We start from the raw sequence: 17,705 nt of genomic DNA on the forward strand, positions 1-17,705 counted from the left end.
GTCCAGACAAGTGGTGTAGAGGGTAAGCTGGGTACGGGATTGTTTCTGTTGATACTCCATACTTAAAGATAAGGAATATCGAACCTTGCGAGGTAAAGCTATCTTTAAGTATTGAGACAGTCTGACGGCCTTACTCGTAAAGGCTCAATTTGTTCTTAAGCCTTGTGAGCTCTTCTTCGGTTCGTTCGATACGTTCGAGCAGCCGTGTAATGACTTCTACTCCTTCAAGGTTAATATTCAAATCGGTGTGCAACCTCAGTATTTTTTCGGCCTTGGGAAGCTCTTCCATAGGAATGTACAAGCTATCACTACGCTGTATGACCCTTACAAGTCCAAATTCGTTCAACTGACTAATGACCGTTGTAGAAATACTATGGCCGTTACAGAATTCGGTAACCGATACATATTCTTCTTGCTGCATAATCTTAGTTTTTAAGGGATGCCAATTTTTTGAACAGTTCCTTTTCTTGATCGGAAAGACCGGTAGGGGTCTTCACATTGTATGTAATGAACAAATCTCCGAACTGACCTTCCTTTTTATAGATAGGAAAACCTTTGCCCTTTAATTTTACGGTAGTACCACTTTGGGTTTCAGGTTTGACCTTGAGTTTTGCCTTTCCATCGAAAGTATCGACCGTAATTTCACCCCCTAAGATGGCGGTATACAGATCTAGGTCAACGTTCTTGTACAAATGGTTTCCGTCTCTTTTGAACGGGGTATTGTTATCGATGATAAAGGTGAGATAAAGATCTCCTTTGGGTCCGCCATTACGGCCCGGACCGCCGTGCCCCGCAATTTTAATGGTCTGGCCGTTTTCGATTCCGGCAGGAATGGTGATTCTTATGTTCTTTCCATTTACGGTCAGGGTCTGCTTTTGGGTCTTATAGGCATCATGCAAATTTAACCGGAGTTCGGCGTTCAGGTCTTGCCCCCTGTACCGTACCTGTTGTCCTCCCCGAGAGGAAAAGCCTCCTTGGGAAAATCCGCCCCCACCGAACATAGACTCGAAGAAATCGGAAAAATCGCCACCACCAAAATCTTGGCCCTGCCCTGAACTTGCCCGGGAGCCCCGTTGTTGGGCCTTGGCTTTCTCAAATTCTTCGGCATGCATCCAGTCTTTTCCGTACTGGTCGTATTTCTTTCGCTTTTCAGGATCGCCCAAAACCTCATTGGCCTCGTTGGCCTCCTTGAATTTTTTCTCGGCAGCCGCATCGTTGGGGTTTACATCAGGATGGTACTTTCTTGCCAGTTTTCTGTATGCTTTTTTAATTTCCTTTTCAGTGGCATTCTTGGGTACGCCCAAAACCTTGTAATAATCTATATACTCCATCTTGATGTTTATTTAAACGAAGACGTAAATCTCAGCATGAAATTAACTAAAAATCACCGCTAGGTCAAGCCTTTTCGGTAATGTTTTTATGGGAAGAAAAAGATAAATAACATCATATGACCCCGGTCATCTTTCTGGAATAAAACATAAAAAAAACCATAGGCAAGTAGTTTGAACAAAGGGGGAACTACCTATGGTTTTATAAAACTATTTAGACAGCGCCGAATCATAAGCTCACGGGCGCGACCAAAGCAAAAGAAGGACTTTCTTATTTCTCTACAGGTTTATAGATCCTGATCCAATCGACCCTGAACGTATTGTTTTCTATATTGCTCAATTCATTGTCCGTTGGCGTATAGGTATTAGACTGTAAACCCGAGGCCGGAGAAGACCGCCAAGTTTGGTCTTCTGTATTGATAATAATATCCATTTCTTTATTGAGACCGGTGCGGGTATCGATTTCCGTATTACCGGGATCCGTTGTATTCGTAAAGTGTTTGGGGTCGATAATGTCCTTTCCCGAAACGGTCCTCACCAGAACACCGTCTATGTAATATTCTAGATGCCATGGATCCCTCCAATACACACCAAACCTATGGAACTCTTTGTTCCAGACGGTGCCGTCTTCGAACCAAGAACCGGCATCCTTTGGTTGATAATCTTGAAATGGGTCTCGAATAAAGACGTGATGGCTTATGTGTACCTTTTTAGAAAAATAGGAATGATCCTTTCCGGCACTTTCGGAATAATCGGCCCCATATGCCTCTAGAATATCTATCTCTTGGGTGTCATCGGCACTTAAGAGCCAAACATCCGAAGCCAAGGTAGAGTTCATGACCTTTGCCCTTGCTTCAATATAAACAGGATAGACCACTCGGGTCTTAGAAGTAATGCACCCCATGTTTATTTTATCGGAGCCCGGTTTTCTTGTCGCCCACATCTTTAGCTCGCCATCGGCTACATAGGACCTGTCCCGTATCCATTCGGTCAGCCCTGGGCCTGCCCAGGCATTGTGATAAAAATCGTCCCACTTTTCGAGAAATTCACTCCCCTTATTATCCGCAGGGGCCTCATATTCAAAATTATCGGAAATCTCTTGAAACTCCCACTTCATATTCGGTCCTGCATCGGCGGGTACGGGAATATCCTTCCAGTCGACCTCCTCGACAAGGTCTTGCTCCGAACTTTCTTCGGGTTCTCCCTCTTGTTCCGTTTCCTGTTCTTGTTCTTGTTCTTGTTCAACCGGCAAATCCGTTGCACTATCAAATTTTGAATTGTCGCCACACCCCAACAAAAGGGCACAGCAAAAGACCAACCTAAGATATATTAAATACATGTTTATACGTAATTTGTTTAAAATGAAAAAAGGATAAAAAGGGAGAATATTTCAATTCTCCCTCTATCTCAAACACTCAACAATTGTTATGGCCTCTCTTCTTTTTCAATGATAGAGAAGTTATCGTAATACACGGTTGCAGCCGTAGTTTTGTCAGCATTAGTAAGAATTCTAAGATAGAATTGTGATAAAGACGAAGTATTGACATATTCATTTGTGATTGTTACCCAAACGCCTTCAGGATGCTCAAAAAGAGTCCGTACTTGGAAATTCCAGTTCTGGAGTAGGAATAAGCCCATCTCCGCATCAGCTGAACCTACCACACCTGGTTTCACGTACATATCATAAGAAACTATATACGATTTTCCTTCTTCAAAAATGATTGGGTTTTCAAACATAGCACTAGCCTCTGCATTATCTTGACCCGGTTCAATTTGGAGTTTCAGGCTATAATTACCAGTTGAAGCCTGCTCAGTTGAATACTCCACAGTTCCCTTATTACTCCAAAATGTACCCCAGCTATCCGCACCGGTCTCCAAACCTGATATTGCCTCGGGCACTAGGTTCACGGTACTCATAATTACAGGTTCATCGGTAAATGGCAAGGCCTCTCGTGTATCGGTAGACTCGATGGTACCTCCGGAATAAGAAACTGTAATTACATCAGGTCGGTAAATAGGTGCCGCCAATTTAATATCCATTTTTGTGGCATCATCTTCGTTAACGGTAACCGAGGCAACCTCAAAAGCCTCTCCGTTCACCATTACCGTAAAGAACTCTTCTTGACCACCAAAGGGTGTGAATTCTCCATTATAGGGTACTTGTATGGTTTCATCTTCCAATTCCCGAATCGCTCCGGTCAGTTCAAAAGGTTTAGAAGAGGGTATAACCTTTACAGGTGCGGTCATTTGGTAACTTGCAAAAGCACCCGGTAAATTTTGCCCTGAGCGCGACGAGTTCATGCTTACCCTAAAGCTTCCCAAGGAATTAAAGGTTATATTTGCGATAGAATCACCACTACTGTTCAAAACCGGATTTTCCGCCACTTCATCCCCTGGCTTTAAAGCCTTACGTACAGACCATGTGCGGCCCGTAGGTTCACCTATGGTGGTCAAGTCGGTAAACTCTAAGCTACTACCGGCCTCTATATATACCGTATCGGTAGCTTCGTGGTTTACTACGACATCGTCATTTCTAACTTTAATCTTAGGAACCAATCTCGGATAAACCTTCACTAAAAAGGTAGTATCTATAACGTATACATCGCCCTCTTTTTTCGCAGGCATTTCATAATCTACATCTCCACGATTCCCCTTAAAGACAACCATTTCATTAAACGTATTGTGTAGCCTTACCTTTTTCGTACCCGAGGACTGAAAAAGTACGTGTACGGTCTTTTCATACGAGGTTGTTGTTCTTGGTTCAATGATAAATTTCTCTAAAATTGTATCCTGTCTATCGATTGGCCCCTCCAAAAAGGCATCCGAAGCTTCTATTGTCCATTTGTGCGACACTGCACCTTGGGAGAGATCGGTAAAAGACAGGTATTCATCTATATTAACCTGAAGGTTATCGACAGTACCTTTACTGGTATAAAACCCTATATCGGAAAAGGGGAAGGGCGCCTCATATTCGTTATCGTCACAGCCCACGAACAGGATGGCCAAGACCGCTAATATTCTTATTGCGTATTTCATATTATGATATTTTAATTGCTTGTTTTTAGACATTTTCAATAATCTAACCCGAACATCTTCTAAAATATTAGTCATTTAATTGAGGGTTGGATATGATTTCAGAATTTGGCAGTGGCCAATAGGCATGAAGATCATCGTTATAGTTATTGGCTGCTTCTTGAAACTCGTTCCAATTTTCGTCTATGTCTGGATCACCTGCAGGAAGTTCCTTTAATATAGAAGCCCATCTGGTTACCTCTTTACCTTCTTCATCCAAAAGCGTATAATGATCAGCCGTATAACGTCTTTGTGCCAATTCTTTAAAACGTTCGGCTTTAACCCCCCATCTTCTCAAGTCGATATTTCTGTTTCCATCTCCCTCAGCAGATAGTTCCAAAGGCAATTCGGTATACATAAGATGTTCCATCAAGCTTTGGGCATCATAGCTTTTATTATCGTGATCGTTCGCCGGAAACTCGCCTGTGCCATTAAGTCCCAATAACTGAACACCAGACCTTCTCCTTACCCTATTGATATAGACCAAGGCTTCATCTACATTACCCAATTTAATTTGACACTCGGCGTACTGAAGGTAGATTTCGGCCAAACGGATCAAACGTTCGTTAACGCCAGACCTGACCTTTCCAGGCGATAATTCTTCTTCTGATCGAGTAATATCCCAATTCGTGTGTTTTCTCCAAAAAGCGGTCATCCGAACGTTAAAAATAGAACCTTGCCCTGTTTTTTCCCTTAAGTAATACCCCATATCTTCATCGTCTACCAAAGCAACGGACCACGATGTTCTTAAACTAAACTTTCTAAAACTTTCGTTCCCCTCTTCATCGACGACCTTGTTTCTAGAATCGGAAAAATCCAAGGGCTCATCACGATATTTCAAAATAAGCCAGTTTGCCGGAATCGCTCCTCGCCAAGTACCATCACCTCCCGTAAACTGTCTAACGTAAGCCGGATTGGCTACATCCCTTCCATCCCAAGCGCCTAATTCGTTCTTAAAATCCAAGGAATAACCAACTTCAAGTATAGACTCTTCGTTGAACTCGTCCATAGTGGTAAAATTGCTACCAATATTGGGCGTTAATGAATACCCATAATCATCGATTACACTCTTAAAATAAGTCGATGCGGTTTCGTAATCGCCTTCATAGAGATACGATTGCCCCATAACGGCCACGGCGGCACCTGCGGTTACACGGCCTTTTTCCTTATCTTCCCAACTAACAGGAAGGTTTTCGGAAGCGAACTTAAGATCTTCCATGTAGAATTTCTTTACTTCCTCGGCCGATGCAATGGGCTGATAAAACTCACTTTCTTTGACAGGTACGAAATCAAAAATAGGTACCGCCCCTTTATTAAATGTGTTATAAAGATTAAAGTAAATGTATCCTCTTATAAACCGGGCTTGTGCAAGAATTATAAGCCCTTCTTCTTTCTCCTTTTCGGTAGTGTAGGTTTCGCCTATTTTTGCCGCCGCCTCAATAACTTGGTTGGCCCTGAATATAGTGGTATAGTTTGCACTCCACTTATTATTGGGTACGGAAGAAGCGTCGTTAAATATCTGTAAATAATACTCATTTGTATTGTTGGGACGCTGATACCCACTTGCCCAAGCCAAATCGGTTCTAGCAAGTTCACCTACCAAATTTATGTTGTTAGCATTTGCAAAACCTTTGTAGGTTCCAATTAGACCTTGTTCAAGGTCTTTATTGTCTTTCCAAAAGGTTTCCGTAGAAATTTGATTAGGATTGGTCTGTTCAAGAAAATCGTCAGAACAGCCCACAAATGCCAGCACAGGTATTATTATGGCAAATAACCGTTTTGTTATCGTTGTTTTCATAACTCTTATTTTTTCATTTTTTTTATCGGAATAGCTCATCTTCATATCAAATTATATTAAAATTCGATTTGAAGTCCGGTTCGTATTTGAGAGCTTACAGGATAGGTTCCCTTATCAATACCTCTCGTACTAAGTCCATTATTACCGACCTCTGGATCGTATCCGTCATATTTGGTAAACGTAAGCGGATTCTGGGCGGCTACATAAACCCTGAACTTTGTAATCCCCAATTTTTCCGTGTAATCCCTAGGAATAGTGTAACCCAAGGAAATATTACGTAGCCTTACGAAAGTGCCATCATCTAACCAATAATCGGTCTGCCCCCTGTAGTTGTTATGGGTAGCATTTCTGTTAACAGGAATATCGGAGGTGTTGTTCTGAGGTGTCCATTGATACACTAAATCTTGGTGGTTTCCGAGTTTATAAGCCAATGCTTTATTTCCATTTATAATTTCGGCCCCAAAGGATCCGTACCATTGCATGGAGAAATCAAGTGATTTGTAATAGGCCGAAAAATTAAAGCCCATTTCAAATTCAGGAGTACCGCTTCCCATATACTGTCGGTCATTGATATCAATGGTTCCATTATTATCAAAATCAACATATTTTAAATCACCCAGTTTGGCATCGGGGACGATTTTCTGGTATTCCACTAGTTCTTCTTCATTTTTAATGGTCCCATCGGTCTCTACCAAAAAGAAGGCTCCACCTTCGTACCCTTCTGCCAAGGCAGAGATTAGATCTTGATCGTTATCGTGTCCGGAGATACTACTATCATCAAAATAAATGATTTTGTTACTACCACTCATTTTGGTGATGACATTGTCATTCTTGGTATAGGTAAGTCCCGCATTCCAAGAAAATTTACCGGAGTGGCGATAGTTCATGGCAAACTCCACCCCTTTGTTGGTCATATCCCCAACATTCAAGGTCACCTCGGCGTTTGCCCCACCTCCTGCTGTTGGTGGTAGCAATACAGGAAACAACATATCTTCCTTTTTTGTTTCATAGAAATCTCCCGAAAAGGTCAATTTGTTATCAAAAAAGCCCAAATCAAAACCTCCATTCAATGAAACCGAAGTTTCCCAACTTACCAAAGGATTTGCAAAGCCCGTTTGGATAGCTCCCAGAACCAGGTTCTCATTTTTATCGGCCCCAAAGACATAATCATTATCTAGAGTAATGGTAGGCGTATAGGTATAATCGGCGATACCTTGGTTACCTGCGGTTCCCCTACTTCCTCTTAATTTAAAAGAAGAGACCGTATTTTTTATGGGATCCCAGAACCCTTCATCCGACACGTTCCATCCCGCGGATACAGAAGGAAAAACTCCCCAAGGTTCTTCTTTGAATTTAGAAGACCCATCCCTTCTAACAAATGCGTTTAAAAGGTATTTTCCCTTGTAGTTGTACTGAAGTCGTGCCAACATACCGATCAATGTACTTTCCCTATTCTGCGTCCATGGATTATTACCCGATCCCACATTGGGGTCGGCCGTTGCTCCGTTGAGCACCGTAATATCATTGGAAGCCAAATCGCTCTTTTCCGCAAAAAATTGGGAATAGGTATATTTTTCGGAAGAATATACGCCCGTAAAGTTTATGTTATGATCGCCAAAACTTTTGTTGTAGTTTATAATACTCTCCAAAGTAGACTTCTTCGCCAACAAACTCAAGTTTCTAACTTTTGAACGTTGGGTAGAAACCTCGGATCCATCGTCTCGATAAGCAATAAACTTAGGATTGATGGTTATTCTTGTACCATTGTCATAGCTTGATGCCACCCTCGTTGTAAATTTAAGATCATCGGTAATATTATAGGTAACACTTAAATTTCCATCAAAGTACTGGTTTTCTTGATTGTCTTCTTGCAAAAACTGATAGCCTAGATAAGAGAGATTGGTAGCACCTGTTCCATCACCGGCATTTTCCAATACACTGGTACTCGGATCTAGAATAGGCTGATACGCATTGTACCCAATGGCATTTCTCAAAAGGCCCCATGGCTCATACTCCCTATCTTCTACCCTAAATGAGATAGCCGTGCTAATATCCCATCTACCTTTTTTAAATTGGGTATTGGCCCTTACATTGAATCTTTCATATCCAGACTTAATTACTACACCCTCTTGATCAAAATAGTTTCCTGTTACGTTATAGGTGAGTCCGTCTTTACCGCCTGAAAGTCTAAGACTATGGTTTTGAATCGGTGCCATATCGTTCTCTACCACGTCCATCAAATTAGTATTATTGGTAAGGAAATGCGGACTCTGCTCTATGGTGGTCCATGTGTTACCATACCTTCTATCGCTCAAGGCGGCAGATTGAACAAATGTGGCATACAATTTATCCTCCACGTTCAATAGCGGGGTTCCAGAAGTAATATTCTGTAGACCGTAATAACTGTCTACGGCAATTTTCATTTGACCTTCCTTACCCTTCTTAGTGGTAATCAGAATAACCCCCGCAGCGCCACGAGTTCCATAAATCGCTGCAGATGCCGCATCTTTCAAAACATCAATGGTCTCTATTTCGTTTATACTCAACCTTGGATCGCCTTCAAAAGGAATTCCATCTACCACATAAAGCGGTCGGTTAGCACCATTGATCGAGGTAAGCCCCCTAATCTGAACGTTAGCTTCCGCTCCCGGAGACCCTGAACTTGCCGTTACGTTTACCCCGGCTATCTGGCCTTGAAGTGCGGCACCGATATCTGAGGTAGAGGTTTTCATAAGCTCTTCAGATTTCACCTGTGCCACCGCACCGGTCAATTCCTTTTTCTTTTGGGCACCGTATCCTACTACCACGACTTCATCAAGTTCAGATACGTCTTCCTGTAAAATAACGTTTAGGGTTTTATTCCCTTTTATAGCTACCTCTTTGGTCTTAAAACCGATATAACTAAAGACCAAGACGTCACTAGATTCCGCCTTTATTGAATAAAGACCGTCAAAATCGGTTACAACTCCATTGTTGGTCCCTTTGACCACAACACTAACTCCAGGTAAGGGCGCATCATCGGCCGATACCGTTCCACTTACAGTTTGAGATTGCACGGCCGCTGTACTTAGACAAAAGACCAAGAACAACCCCATGCGAAAAATGTGGGATTCGAAATGAAAAATGTGTTTGAAATTCATATAGTTTCTTGTTAAATTTTAAATGGACATAGTGAAATAAAAAATTGGGGGAATCTTACTCCTGAAGCCTCTATCCAAGCCTGACCGAAACGGTCTCCTTGATAAAAAATTAGCGACCAATACTTATTTATAGATGAATATGTTGAGCTATCATTCTAGTTTATGGACAGTCTTGATCTATTGTAATCTTTAATTTGCTTTCGAGGCGTAAGATTCTGCTATTGTACGCCTATACAAAAATGAAATCAACATTATGTCCGTTGTGATTTTTTTTGAATACACGTAGGGGAACACCAAATAGATTTGGTGGGGCATGGTTAGAAGGAAAGTGATTTTTACTTTTCATAATACGAGTTGGTTTAAAATGAGTGAAGTTTATTTATTGAATTATCAATTAAGAGTACCTTTAATTTTCATATACCCTTTAATTGATGTCCAAAGTAGAGATATTGTTAATTTACTCCTAAAAATTGCGCTTGACAAAAACTTGACAAAACCCATTTATTTGTCTACTACACCGCTGCAACCCCCTATTTTACTTTGCTTTCCGTAAGTGTTAAAAGAAACTACAACTTGACAAAATGCCCGATTTTTAAAATGTTAAAATAGAGGGGGCCACACCACAAAAAAGAGGGGTAAATACGTACAAAAATAAATGACTCGACACACGACTATACCCGTGTACACCGTCTTTTTACCCATTTTTAACCTTCTAGTCAAACATGCTTTTTTTCTCGTTCCATAGCCCTAAAAAATGGAATACCGAGGCCCTTGTAGCTTGAATAGAACAAATGGTTTTGAGTATAACATATGATCTAAACGGAAGGATCAGAACTCAAAATGGAGACGCATGGATCCTGCAGCAATTTCTTTTCATCGATTCTTGAAAAGCTGGTTGCCACAGCTAATAAAACAATGAATACGTTTTAATTTTAGAAAGTTAGCTTAAAAACAAAGGCATGTTTCCCAACAGGCTTCTTTGGTAAGTAGATATATAAACCGTCTGGTTTTCTATTAAACTTCAGTTTGTCGGAAGCCCCAAGCAGTTCAATGGATTTGATTTTCTTCTCAAGCTGTTTGCTGTTCTTCCCCAATGTTCTAATGACCGTCTCACCGGAACTCGGCCAATCTAGTTGTATGGCATATAGCGTATTGCCTTTTACCGTAAACCGGATATCATCTGCCGTATTATCAGGGTTCTTTCGTTCACTTAAATGCCCTTCTATCACGCGGGTGGATCCTTCACCATATACATGCCAAGGGCGTGTACTATAGATGGCCTCCCCATTTTGTTTTAGCCACTCCCCTATTTCCAACAAGCGCTCTTGTACCGGAGCGGGAATTTCACCATTCGCCTTAGGGGTAATATTCAATAGAAGACAACCATTTTTACTTACCACATCTACCAAAAAGTCTATAATTCGATTGGCCGATTTATAATCGGGATTGCTGATATGGCTCCAAGCCTTCCAATCAATAGAATCATCGGTCAACCATGGGAAACTCTTCATTTCGCTCATCCGCGCGCGTTCTACGTCTAAAACGGCCGTGCCCTTGGCAAAATCATAAAATTTATAGGTAGCTACTACCTCTTGGTCGTTCTTTAGGGCATGATTGTAATAATAGGCCAGAAACTCCTTTCTATAAGCTTCGTCAATAACATCCATCTTATTATCGAACCATACCAAATCAGGATTATAATTATCAATGATCTCTTTGAGCCGTGCCAACCATTCTTCGTTGAATTTTTTATCCCCAACGGGATAGTATCGTTTTATTCCTTCGTCAATCTCTTTGGTACTATATGGATATTGAAAATCGCCCTTTTTTAACTTCGGGCCGTACAGATCGGCATATTGTGGGTCGGAGGCATCGGTCGATTCGTCCCATGTAGGAAACCAACCGAAGAGCCACTGACGGTGGTAGGTGGCAATAAATTTCATGTCGCGTTTTCTGATTTCCCGGGCGAGCTCTCCCATTATATCGCGCTTCGGCCCCATATTTTTAGCATTCCAAGGTGTGAGCTTACTATTCCACATAGCAAAGCCGTCAGCGTGTTCCGATACCGGCCCTGCAAATTTGGCGCCGGCCTTTTCGAAAAGATCGGCCCATTCCTCTGGGTCGAACTTTTCGGCCTTGAACATGGGTATAAAATCTTTATAACCAAACTCATTTAAAGGGCCATAGGTTTTTATATGGTGCTCGTAAAATCGTTTTCCCTGTTTGTGTTCGGGATTGTTCGGTGAAGTATACATCCAATGTGAATACCATTCATTTTCATACTCGGGAACCGAATACGGCCCCCAATGACAATAAATACCGAACTTCGCATCGCGAAACCAATCCGGGGTTTTATACTCCTTTAGGGATTGCCAATCGGCTTCATATTTTTTCTCTTGTGCGCTGCCCCAATTTCCGGCGAGTAGCACTATCAAAACAAAGTAAATCCTTCTCATTTTCCTAAAATTTGTATCAAGCTTACGCTTCCCTCCAAAAGAGGGAAATATTGGTAACCGAAAATTACGGCTTTTTACCTCCAATACTAAAAAATAAGGGCATCTATACCGGCCTGTTGAGTTTATGTATAGTGTATTTTACCGGTAAATTCTGGTCAAATTTTATCTCCATTCTCCAATTTCCCCTTAATCTCATCACAGATTTCAATCCTCCAAAAAATTTACCTTCTAAAATAGAAATTTAAGATAAGAGAGTAACATTGTTATACTGAAAATCACCATACAGGCGACATTGTCACAGGATTGGAATGCATAACAATAAGCTCTTGTTGGAAGCGAAAGCATCGGTAATTTTGATAAATGAAAGAAATTAATTAGACTTGATCTTACACTATCCAATAATCGTCCATTATTTAGGAATTGCTTATTTTACGATTAAAAGCCCTAGCTTTCGATACGATTGATATAAGAAAGTATTAACAAATTATAGAACTGAATGTTATTATCAAAAAGACTTAGCCCTACTCATGGTCTTGTTGTTTTATCACTGCTCATTAATTTTTCGCTTTGGGGCCAAGACTCCTCCATTCCTAAAAGCACACCTATACCCCGAACAAATACGTCTGATGACATTGAAAAAGACAGTGCCATTGTGGCCATAGAAAACGAAATCGATACCTTTCTGAAAGCGGGCGAATCTACAAAGGCCCTTTACACCCTGATCAAACTTACCGAAGAATACGGCCATCGCGGTAATTATTCCAAATCATATGAGACCGCCTGGAAAGCCCTTAGTATAGCCGACACGAACGATAACGAAGTAGTGAAGTCGCATATTTACCGTAGGCTCGGCGCTATGTATAGCTTTAGCAAAAGGAAGGATGAGGCCATAAAATATTTACGGTTATCACGTGATATCATCAAAGGTCTCGTTGAAAAGGGGAAAATGAAGGAGGAATATCTTTTGAACAACTACTATACCTTTGTCTATACTTATCGAGGACTTAACGAACCTGAATTGGCAAAAAAATATCTTGATAGTTGTTATATCTACTATTCCGATAAACAAAACGAGGTGGCCCTGCCCTATATAAAGTTTGAAGAAGCTTATGTGCTTCGAGAGGATAAGAAGTATGATGAAGCCGAAAGAATATTAATAGAAATTGAACCGTGGTTTCAAGAAAATGCCCCTTCATACCTTGTTCTGGTATATGCCTATTGGGCGGTTATTTATAAGAATACCGGACAATTAAAAAAAGCAACGGACTATTACAAAAAGGCTATTGCCATTTCCGACCAATACAAAAGCCATATGGATTTCACCCCATACATTCATGAAAAATTGGCGGAAATCTATAGACTTATGGGAAATTACAAGGATGGCTACACCCATCTAAACAAGGCAAAAGCACTTACCGGTAAATTTTTCGATGGCAGGAGCAAAAACAATATTTCCTTAATGGAAATCAAAAATGAATATAGACTCGAAAAAGAACGTCAACAAGAAATCATTAGACAACAACGTATGGAAACATTGGAGCAACAAGACAAAATCTTGATGCTTCAACGTATTATATTGGCCAGTTCCCTCATATTCGTGATAATCATTGGGTTCGTCTATGTAAAGCACATACGTTCAAAACACAGGGCCGAAAAACGATTGTTAGAAAAAACCAAGGCCCTTGAAATGCAGAAAGCAAACGAACTCTTGGAAACCAAGAACAAAGAATTGGCGGCTTCTACACTTCAACTGGTTGAAAAAGAGGAATTTTTGAAAAAGCTCAAAAATGAATTACAAGGAGAGGACGGCAGTGTAAAAATCTCTGAAATCAACAGGGTCTTGAAATCGATTTCAGCGGGTAATGCCAACAACTGGGAAGAATTCAAGCTTAGGTTTACCGATGTCAACAAAGACTTTTACGAAAAGCTCAACAGCACCTACCCCAACCTAAGCCAAACCGACCAAAAAATCTGTGCCCTGATCAAACTGAACCTAAGCAGCAAGGATATGGCCCGACTATTGGGAATCTCCACAAAATCGATACATACCACAAGACATCGTTTACGTAAGAAAATGGGACTACAACGCAGCGATAACCTTGAAGAGCTCATTGCTTCACTATAAACTGCGTTTGGAATTTATACCTTTCCTATAAGGAAGAAGCATCGCCCATTTTTTATTGAACCAATATTTTATCGTATCACAAGGGCTATGGTAGCTCCGAAGGGTTAATTTGCGAATCTATTTTATCCCGACAAAAAACACCCTTATGAAAGCCAAAAGCTCGATATGGATATTAATGGGGCTACTGTTCCTTATTTCCGACCTAAACGCACAAGCCCTTACCCGACAAGAAGTGCGCGATACCATGCAAAACATACCGAGGTTCTCGATACATAAAGACAATTATTTTATTACCGGTATACCCTCGAACAAACCTATTAACAGTTCAACCGCCAATGCCAAGTACCAAATCAGTTTTAAACAGATCATTACCAGAAGTATGTTGCCTTGGGAGACGTACCTCTATTTGACCTATAGCCAAAAAGCATTTTGGGATATCTATAAAGATTCATACCCGTTCAAAGAAATCAACTTTAACCCTACCATAGGCGTTGGGAAGGCCTTTTACGATTCAGACGACAGAATTAAGGGCTTGGCCAGTTTGGTGTTCGAACATGAATCAAACGGACGTGATAGTATCTTTTCTAGAAGCTGGAACCGTTTGAGCCTTGAATACACTACCTTGTTATCACAAAAGACCATGCTCCAGGTTAAAGCTTGGTTACCCTACGGTTATCAATCGGGAAACCCCGATCTTATCGATTATGTGGGCCTAGGGGAAGTAACCCTTTCACACGACTTTATACGCGACAGGCTTATATTTGAAGTAAAGCTCAGAAAGGGGCTAAGCAACGACTTTAAAGGTATGATACGAAGCCGCCTACAATACAGGCCTTTCAAACATAGCTCCAACCAATACATAATGCTTGAATGGTTCAGCGGACATACCGAAAACCTTATCGACTACGAACAATACCATAGCATGCTACGTATCGGTTATGTTATAAAGACCAATGAGTTCGACATCTTAAAAAGAAACCGTAAAAGACCTTGACCATTTTACATAAAACAGCCCCTGGTCAGGGGCTGTTCCATTACAAGGTTTCAATATGTATTTACCTTACGTCTTCCAAGGTTTTTATGGTCTTCAAGTCATCTAGCAACCAATCTCTTTGTTTTCTGATTACTGCCGCCGCCTTAAGGGGCAGGTGGGTATCCGTCAACACCTCGTTGTATTCATCTATGGCCGCTTTGTCTCCTCGAATGGCCTCTTCCAACATGGCCTTATCATTGTCGCCCGAAAAGAAAGTCTTTATGTCCATCCATGTTCTATGCAAGGCTCCGGTAACGCTACCTTCTACCTCTTCCCTCGTTTGCAATGCAGGGGTTGCCGCCTTTAACTCCAAAAGAAAATTTCGCCTTTCGATCGCCTTATTTTGGAAGTAGCTTTTGAGTCCGATTTCTTTGGAGTTTTCCACAGCCTGATCATATCCCTTTATCGCGTCTTCATTCTTTTGTATAATATCATTTATACTTTCTTCGATCTCTTTTATATCACTATTCATATATTCATTTTTTAGCGGTAACTCTAATGCCTACCGTTTGGCATATCGATAATCTATACATTATAGTTGATGCCGATCAACTCATAAACATTATATATGGCCGTAAAAAAAACACTGCTGCTAAGCCACTATTTTGCCACGGGTCAGCTTTACTATACAGATATAATCTTCATTTTCCAGCTTGCATTCGCCCAAACGTTTCATTTGGGCCTCGATGGCGATATATTCAAAAAACCCATCTTTAAGCAAGACCCCTATTTTACTTAAATCCATAATCTCCCTAAAAAAGGTTTTACCCGAATTCTTGGAAATAATGGTGTACTTATAACTAAAATCGTTCATCTTTCTTCTTTTTTAATTCAACTTCGAATTTACTTTTCCCAAAAGGGCCTACGCCCTATCAAGGTGCATAACCGTTGAAACCTCTGACAAATATAGCTGGTGACCAAAATTGAAATGAACCCTTTACAATGGAGTTTGGACTTGATTGCGTATCCATAAAAAAGGGTACGCTAAAGCAAGCGTACCCTTTTATTCTTATTTTGGTTGTAATTCTAACAACCCTAGGAACGCTGAACGTCTTCAAGTAGAAAATCCTCTATCGGGCGTCGATGTTCTTTGTGGAGTACCGAAATATCGCCAGTGGTTTCAAATACTACTGCTTTAACCTCCGATAGCTCGGTTATATTGGCCTCTCTCAATTTAGCCCGCAAATCGGACTTTGCCACACGGCCTTTCCTTAGGTTTTCCTCTAAAATAATCGCTCCGTCCATGAGCAATAAGGGAGTATTGTCCATCATTTTTTTCACCATGTCGTTCCTTCTGGCGAAGGCCGCCCCCATTTGTAAAAGGTATACGGCCACTATACCTACAACCCCATCAGCCAGGCTTACCGATTTTGAAAGAATGGTAGTTGCAATTATGGAACCCACGGCTACGGTCATGGCAAAATCGAAACTCGACATTTTTGAGAAACTACGCTTCCCGCAAATACGGGTCATAATGATTACGGCCGCATAAATACCGACAGCCGACAGACCGATTGCGAACAAGGCATTCCATGAAAATTCAAACCACTCCTCCATAATATTCTTTATTTAACTGATTCAATATTTTTTTTTAGTTCAAGTCACAATTGATCATCCAATTGATACCGTAACGATCCGTGAAACGTCCATAAAGGGCATTCCATTCACGTTCCCTTAGTTCGTTGTGTATACGTCCTCCCGCGGAAAGCTTCCCGTACAGTTCCTCGGCTTCTTTTTTATCGTTCAAATCAATACTCAAGTGTATTTTGGTGCCTTCCGTTAGTGGCGTGTCGGGTGCGGCATCATAGGCCATAAAATGTACTCCCTTTCCTTTTAGTTCGGCATGTTGTAACCGGTCGCGATACGATGCGGGCACATCTATTTTCTTATCGGCGTAGGTCTGCCTATTCTTGATTTCGGCCCCAAGGGAATCGGCATAAAAATTAAGGGCTTCCTGACAATTGCCGTCAAAGGCTAAGTATGCTTGTGTCTTCATTTTATTGCGTTTTAAAGTTTAGACCAATTTACTTGGAGTCTCCCAGTATGATCGATTACATCGCACTTATCCTTAACACAAAAGATGTGTACGATATCGCCCTACCCTGCTACCGTATTAATATATAAGGGCCATAGGGGCTTCGAAACCGTACCCTTTCCACAAAAATCCAAGCATGCCCGTTCCAAACGAACAGGCCATTCGAGCATCATGGGCAATTGCACTAATAATGTTTTTTTTACAGCCAAAGATATTCTCCCCGCACCGATAATTTTATAACGGTACAAACAAAGCTTATTGAATTATGGAGGGTCTTGAATGTCTTTTGCAAGTTTATGCTATCGGTGAGGTACGGTATACCGAAAGGGCCGTCAGCACCAAAAATCCACTTATACGCACGTTTATGGAGCGATGCGCACTTGAACGTTCCGATTTTATAATGGATATATGGCAAATGGTCATAAGAAAGAACCAACCTACCGATGTAGGTGGATTACTGGCTTGGCACAAGAATTTATACGGGAAGGATTACCTGATTACTAAGCCCCTCTATCATTTGAACATAGCATCGCTCGACCAAACGGCCTTCGAAATTTGTCAATATATGATGCTTTCAAACCTTTCCGAAGAACTGATCGCCCTATTTATTGAACAGGCCGTAAAGCTAGAGGTAAACCTATTTACGCTAAAGCATTTTAAAATCCTATCACAAGATTGATGGAAGCCCTTAGCCCAACATCAAAGCATTCCCCTATAA

The 17,705-nt window shown here is 41.1% G+C and carries 14 protein-coding genes; 3 read left to right on the forward strand and 11 right to left on the reverse strand.

The genetic code is table 11. The annotated features are described in order from the left end of the window. Positions 1–130: 130 nt before the first annotated feature. The 7 genes from B4Q04_RS19205 to B4Q04_RS19235 all read right to left on the reverse strand — a co-directional run bounded on the left by B4Q04_RS19205 (position 131) and on the right by B4Q04_RS19235 (position 11,794). Positions 131–421 (reverse strand): chaperone modulator CbpM, encoded by a 291-nt coding sequence (locus B4Q04_RS19205; protein WP_013994903.1) that lies wholly within the window; start codon positions 419–421, stop codon positions 131–133. Positions 422–425: 4 nt separating this feature from the next. After that, positions 426–1,331 (reverse strand): DnaJ C-terminal domain-containing protein, encoded by a 906-nt coding sequence (locus B4Q04_RS19210; RefSeq protein WP_013994902.1) that lies wholly within the window; start codon positions 1,329–1,331, stop codon positions 426–428. A 268-nt stretch (positions 1,332–1,599) separates the two neighbouring features. After that, positions 1,600–2,667, reverse strand: a complete 1,068-nt coding sequence (locus tag B4Q04_RS19215) for a family 16 glycosylhydrolase (protein ID WP_088697754.1) — start codon at positions 2,665–2,667, stop codon at positions 1,600–1,602. Between the two features lie 86 nt (positions 2,668–2,753). Beyond that, positions 2,754–4,364 carry a hypothetical protein gene (locus B4Q04_RS19220; protein ID WP_123772401.1) on the reverse strand — a complete coding sequence of 537 codons (1,611 nt, stop codon included), beginning with the start codon at positions 4,362–4,364 and terminating at the stop codon, positions 2,754–2,756. Positions 4,365–4,431: 67 nt separating this feature from the next. Further along, positions 4,432–6,198 carry a RagB/SusD family nutrient uptake outer membrane protein gene (locus tag B4Q04_RS19225; RefSeq protein ID WP_088697804.1) on the reverse strand — a complete coding sequence of 589 codons (1,767 nt, stop codon included), beginning with the start codon at positions 6,196–6,198 and terminating at the stop codon, positions 4,432–4,434. A gap of 56 nt (positions 6,199–6,254) precedes the next feature. Next, positions 6,255–9,254: a SusC/RagA family TonB-linked outer membrane protein gene (locus B4Q04_RS19230; RefSeq protein ID WP_236631052.1), complete on the reverse strand. Its 3,000-nt coding sequence runs from the start codon at positions 9,252–9,254 to the stop codon at positions 6,255–6,257. Positions 9,255–10,270: 1,016 nt separating this feature from the next. Then, entirely contained in the window at positions 10,271–11,794 is a 1,524-nt protein-coding gene (locus B4Q04_RS19235; protein ID WP_088697756.1) for an alpha-L-fucosidase, read from the reverse strand. 496 nt (positions 11,795–12,290) lie between these two features. Between B4Q04_RS19235 and B4Q04_RS19245 the strand changes: the two genes are divergently transcribed. Next, positions 12,291–13,919 carry a hypothetical protein gene (locus B4Q04_RS19245; RefSeq protein WP_088697758.1) on the forward strand — a complete coding sequence of 543 codons (1,629 nt, stop codon included), beginning with the start codon at positions 12,291–12,293 and terminating at the stop codon, positions 13,917–13,919. Positions 13,920–14,064: 145 nt separating this feature from the next. Then, complete coding sequence (locus tag B4Q04_RS19250) at positions 14,065–14,913, forward strand: phospholipase A (protein WP_013994894.1); 849 nt, start codon at positions 14,065–14,067, stop codon at positions 14,911–14,913. A gap of 61 nt (positions 14,914–14,974) precedes the next feature. Here B4Q04_RS19250 and B4Q04_RS19255 read toward each other — a convergent pair whose 3' ends face one another. The 4 genes from B4Q04_RS19255 to B4Q04_RS19270 all read right to left on the reverse strand — a co-directional run bounded on the left by B4Q04_RS19255 (position 14,975) and on the right by B4Q04_RS19270 (position 16,948). Continuing rightward, positions 14,975–15,424 (reverse strand): ferritin-like domain-containing protein, encoded by a 450-nt coding sequence (locus tag B4Q04_RS19255; protein ID WP_013994893.1) that lies wholly within the window; start codon positions 15,422–15,424, stop codon positions 14,975–14,977. Between the two features lie 120 nt (positions 15,425–15,544). Continuing rightward, entirely contained in the window at positions 15,545–15,766 is a 222-nt protein-coding gene (locus tag B4Q04_RS19260; protein ID WP_013994892.1) for a hypothetical protein, read from the reverse strand. Between the two features lie 221 nt (positions 15,767–15,987). Then, positions 15,988–16,509 carry a DUF421 domain-containing protein gene (locus B4Q04_RS19265; protein ID WP_013994891.1) on the reverse strand — a complete coding sequence of 174 codons (522 nt, stop codon included), beginning with the start codon at positions 16,507–16,509 and terminating at the stop codon, positions 15,988–15,990. A gap of 34 nt (positions 16,510–16,543) precedes the next feature. Further along, positions 16,544–16,948, reverse strand: coding sequence for a VOC family protein (locus B4Q04_RS19270; RefSeq protein ID WP_088697759.1), 405 nt, complete (start codon positions 16,946–16,948; stop codon positions 16,544–16,546). Positions 16,949–17,252: 304 nt separating this feature from the next. Here B4Q04_RS19270 and B4Q04_RS19275 point away from each other — a divergent pair, with 304 nt between their 5' ends. Then, the gene (locus B4Q04_RS19275; RefSeq protein WP_088697760.1) at positions 17,253–17,666 is read left to right on the forward strand and encodes a hypothetical protein; all 414 of its coding nucleotides are present in this window, start codon (positions 17,253–17,255) and stop codon (positions 17,664–17,666) included. Positions 17,667–17,705 lie beyond the last annotated feature (39 nt).

This window comes from Zobellia sp. OII3, assembly GCF_002211465.1.
GTDB lineage: Bacteria > Bacteroidota > Bacteroidia > Flavobacteriales > Flavobacteriaceae > Zobellia > Zobellia galactanivorans.